5 protein-coding genes and 1 pseudogene are annotated in these 4345 nt (G+C 66.4%); all 6 read left to right on the top strand.

The annotated features are described in order from the left end of the window. The first annotated feature begins 145 nt into the window (after positions 1 to 145). Positions 146 to 970 (top strand): aminodeoxychorismate lyase, encoded by an 825-nt coding sequence (pabC, locus tag VLR48_RS01220; protein WP_325290032.1) that lies wholly within the window; start codon positions 146 to 148, stop codon positions 968 to 970. Then, a complete protein-coding gene (mltG, locus tag VLR48_RS01215) occupies positions 967 to 1968 on the top strand; it encodes an endolytic transglycosylase MltG (protein ID WP_325290031.1) in 1002 nt (333 codons plus the stop codon). Before pabC ends, mltG begins: the two co-directional genes overlap by 4 nt. Continuing rightward, positions 1965 to 2660 (top strand): annotated as a pseudogene (gene tmk / locus VLR48_RS01210) (dTMP kinase). Before mltG ends, tmk begins: the two are co-directional and overlap by 4 nt. Then, positions 2657 to 3685 carry a DNA polymerase III subunit delta' gene (holB, locus tag VLR48_RS01205; RefSeq protein ID WP_325290030.1) on the top strand — a complete coding sequence of 343 codons (1029 nt, stop codon included), beginning with the start codon at positions 2657 to 2659 and terminating at the stop codon, positions 3683 to 3685. The pseudogene tmk and the gene holB overlap by 4 nt, the downstream one beginning before the upstream one ends. A gap of 3 nt (positions 3686 to 3688) precedes the next feature. Beyond that, on the top strand, positions 3689 to 4060 hold the full coding sequence (locus tag VLR48_RS01200; RefSeq protein WP_325290029.1) for a PilZ domain-containing protein: 372 nt from the start codon (positions 3689 to 3691) through the stop codon (positions 4058 to 4060). A gap of 36 nt (positions 4061 to 4096) precedes the next feature. Then, positions 4097 to 4345 (top strand): TatD family hydrolase (locus VLR48_RS01195; RefSeq protein WP_325290028.1); only part of this gene is annotated, 249 nt, incomplete at its 3' end.

Raw genomic sequence — 4345 nt, 5'->3', positions numbered from 1 at the left:
CAACGGCACCCTGGCCTTTCGTCGGCTTTAGGGTTGCCGTCGGGGACGGGGTCGACGTCGCTTGGTCGGCTTGTCGCCTTCGTCTCCGATTGCCGGTCCGTCGGACGACGATAGCGTCGCGGGTGCAGGGATTCGGCGTGTCCTGGTGGATGGGATCGAGCAGGACCGGATTTCCGTCGGAGATCGTGGACTGCATTACGGCGACGGTCTATTCGAGACCATTCTGATCCGCGACGGCAGGCCCTGTCTGTGGGACCACCATATGGCGCGTCTCGCGCTCGGCGCCGATCGGCTGGGGCTTCCGAGACCGTCTCCATCGATCTTACGCGACGAGGCCGTCCGGATCGGCACCGAGCTCGATCACGGCCTCTTGAAGCTGATCGTCACCCGCGGTGTCGGCGGTCGCGGTTATCGACCACCCGTCTCTCCGCACCCCCGGCGTATCCTGCTGTCTTATGCCTCGTCCGCGAGTGCCGATTCCTGTGTGGACGGCGGTGTCGCGGTTCGATTTTGCGAAACCCCCGCATCCGTAAATCCGCATTTGGCCGGGATCAAACATCTCAACCGCTTGGACGCGGTGCTTGCGCGGCGTGAATGGGATGACCCGACGATCGCCGAGGGTCTGATGTGCGACGATGCCGGTTCCGTCGTGGGCGGGACGATGACGAATCTATTTGTATGGGACGGTGCCGCGATCGTCACCCCGTCGGTGACGCGGAGCGGCCTTGCCGGAACGGTGCGTGCGGTCGCAATCGAAGCAGCCTCGCGGGCCGGCATCGCCTGTGTCGAGAGACCGGTCACCCGAAGGATGATCGATGAGGCGGTCGGGCTCTTCCTCACGAACGCGCGTATCGGCGTCTGGCCGGTTTCCCGTCTTGCAGATCGGGTGCTCGACCCCGACCGTCTGCCGCTTGATCTCTTGAGCGCCGTCCGTCGAACGGCGCATACATCGGAATGGCCGGATCCATGATTGCACGCGTCTTATTTGTTTTGATGCTCGCCGCAGGTGCGATCGGCACCGGTCTCTGGCTCGACTACGGCACCTTCATCAAGACGCCGGTGCCCTTGCCCGAGGAGAGTGCCATCCTCGATATCCCGCGCGGGACCTCGCTGCGTGGATTGGCACGTCGGATGACCGACGAGGGCATTCTGAAACACCCCTATTACTTCATCGCCTTGGCCTACCGGCAAGGCGATCAGGCTCGGATCAAGGCGGGCGAGTTCGAGTTGACCGCCGGGATGACCCCGGTCGATGTCTTGGCGCGTATCACCTCGGGCCAGGTCGTGCAGCATGCCGTCACCCTGGTCGAGGGCTGGACCTTTCGGCAGGCGGTCGCGGCGATCGAGGCACAGGATCGCTTCAGCGGTGAGCTGTCGACTCTGTCCGACGAGGATCTGATGGCCAAGCTCGGCCGTCCCGGCGAGCACCCGGAAGGGCGCCTTTTCCCGGACACCTACCGCTTCCCGCGCGACACGCCGCGCCTGTCGGTCCTGCAGCGTGCCTTCGATCGCATGGAGGAGGTCCTCGGCGAGGAGTGGGCGGGACGTCGCGAGGGGCTGCCGATCGAGAGCCCATACGAGGCCCTGATCCTCGCCTCGATCGTCGAGAAGGAGACGGGCGCGGCGCACGAGCGCCCGGAGATCGCGGGTGTCTTCGTGCGCCGACTGCGTAAAGGGATGCGCCTGCAAACCGATCCGACCGTGATCTACGGCATGGGCGAGCGTTACGAGGGTCGGATCGGGCGCGCCGATCTGCGCGAGGCCACCGCCTACAACACCTATGTGATCGACGGCCTGCCGCCGACGCCCATAGCCTTGCCCGGCCGCGCAGCCATCCATGCGGTCCTCAACCCCGCGGACGGCGACAGCCTCTATTTCGTCTCGCGCGGCGACGGCACACATGTCTTCTCCGCCACGCTCGATGCGCACAACCAAGCCGTTCGGCGCTATATCCTGGGTGAGCCATGAGCCTTGCGACCGCGATCAATCCGAAACCGGCGCGAGGCTGCTTCATCACCCTGGAAGGCATCGAGGGTGCGGGGAAGTCCACACACATCGCCCGTCTCTCGGCGCTCCTGTCCTCGCTGGGGATCGCGGTCGTGACGACGCGCGAGCCCTGAGGCTCGCCGATCGCCGAGCGGATCCGTGTCCTGCTGCTCGATTCGGCCAACACCGGGATGGACGACACCGCCGAGCTGCTCCTCATGTTCGCGGCACGCGCCGAGCATCTCGCCAAGACGATCCGTCCCGCACTGGAGTCCGGCGCCTGGGTGCTTTGCGATCGCTTTACCGACGCGACCTATGCCTACCAAGGGGGCGGGCGCGGGTTGAATCCGGAGCGCATTGCGGTGCTCGAGACGCTGGTTCAGGGCGACTTGCGCCCGGATCTGACCCTCCTGTTCGATCTCGAGCCGGCGCTCGGGCTCGCGCGCGCACGCGGTCGCGGGGCCGCCGATCGATTCGAGTCGGAGACCCTGCACTTCTTCGTTGCGGTGCGAGCTGTCTATCTCGAGCGGGCCCGCGCGAGCCCCGAGCGCTACCGTCTGATCGATGCGGCTGCACCCTTGAGCGTCGTCGGCGAGCAGGCGGGGCAAGCGTTGCGTGCCCTCGTCGAGACCCGTCGGGGCGCGACCGCCGAAGCGTCCGGAGCCGCGGTGTGACCGGCCCGCAACCGCTCGCATTCGATGCACCTTTGCCCTGGCTGGCGGAGGATTGGGTGCGCTTGGATCAGGCGCGCCGCGACGGGCGACTCGCGCATGGCCTCTTGTTTAGCGGTCCACGCGGCATCGGCAAGCGCCATCTCGTCGAGCTGCTGGCCCGCTCGATGCTGTGCGATGCGCCGATGGCGGACGGACTCGCCTGCGGACGCTGTGCGGATTGCGCCCTGATCGCCGCCGAGAGTCATCCCGATCTGTTGCGTGTCGGCCCGGATCCCGAGGCGAAATCCGAGGAAATCCCGGTGGCGGCAATTCGCGCGCTCGTGGAGCGTGGTGCGCTGACCCCGAGCCGGGCCGCATGGAAGGTCACCCTCGTCGACCCGGCGGATCATCTCAACGCCGCCGCGGCCAACGCGCTGCTCAAGACACTCGAGGAGCCGCCCGGTGCTGCGCTCATCGTCCTGGTGACGGAGCAGCCCGGCCGTCTACCCGCGACCATCCGCAGCCGCTGCGGGCAGATCCGTATCCCGACGCCGTCCACGACGGATGCCCTGGCGTGGCTATCCGGACGGATCCCGGATGAGACCGCTGCATTGCGCCTCTGCCTGGCGCATGGCGGACCGCTGCGTGCGTTGGACGAGCTCGACGACGCGCGGCTCGAGCAGCGCCGCGAGCGGATCGCCGGGTTTCTCGCGATCGCCCGCGGCGAGCGCGACCCGCTCATGGAGGCATCGGCTTGGAACGGCCTCGGCCCACGGCTATGCTTGGATTGGTTGGCCGGATGGCTGGTCGATCTGGTGCGTCTGGCCGCAAGCGAGCAGCCGGTCCGGCTCGATAATCCGGATCAACGCGAAGCCCTGCGCGCGCTCGCTCGGCGGCTCGAGCCGGCCGCGCTGCATCGGCTTCTGCAACGCGTCCTGCGTGCCCGTGCCCTGGTGGAAACCAGGGCAAACCCACAACTGGTGTTGGAATCCTTGTCGATCGAATGGCTCCGCGTCGGCGCGGGGCAACCCCTCAGGAGATCTTGACCCATGGCGATACCTGGCGCGTCCACCGGGTCCCTCGCGGGACAGCAGCGTATCCTCAGCTTCGCGATCAAAGACAAGGCTGCGCTCTATGCTGCCTTCATGCCCTTCGTGAAGAACGGCGGGCTCTTCATCCCGACGACGAAACGCTACCAGCTCGGCGACGAGATCTTTCTCCTGCTGCAGTTGATGGAGGAGACCGACCGCATCCCGGTTGCGGGAAAGGTGGTCTGGGTCACCCCGCCGGGTGCCGAGGGCAGTCGTGCGATCGGGGTCGGCGTGCAATTCAGTGAACAGGACAAGGGTATGGCGCGTCGCAAGATCGAGGATTATCTCGTCGGTGCGCTCAACTCGGATCGCCCGACACACACGATGTAGGCCAAACCGGGTAGGCCAAACCCTGTAGGAGAGTGAATGCTCGTCGATTCCCATTGTCACCTCGATCGCGTGGATCTTCGCCGCTACGAGGGCGACTTCTCCGGGCTCATGCAGGCGACCGCCGATGCGGGCGTCACGCACATGCTCTGCGTCTCGATCGATCTGGAGCACTATCCGGACATGCGACGCTTGGTCGATCCCTTCGCGCAGGTCGCCGTCTCGGTCGGTGTGCATCCGAACCAGGTGGACGGCGAGGAGCCGACCGTGGAGACCCTGGTGTCTCTG

It is taken from the genome of Thiocapsa sp. (assembly GCF_035467215.1).
Taxonomy (GTDB): Bacteria; Pseudomonadota; Gammaproteobacteria; order Chromatiales; family Chromatiaceae; genus Thiocapsa.
This window is presented reverse-complemented; position numbering and strand designations above follow the sequence as displayed.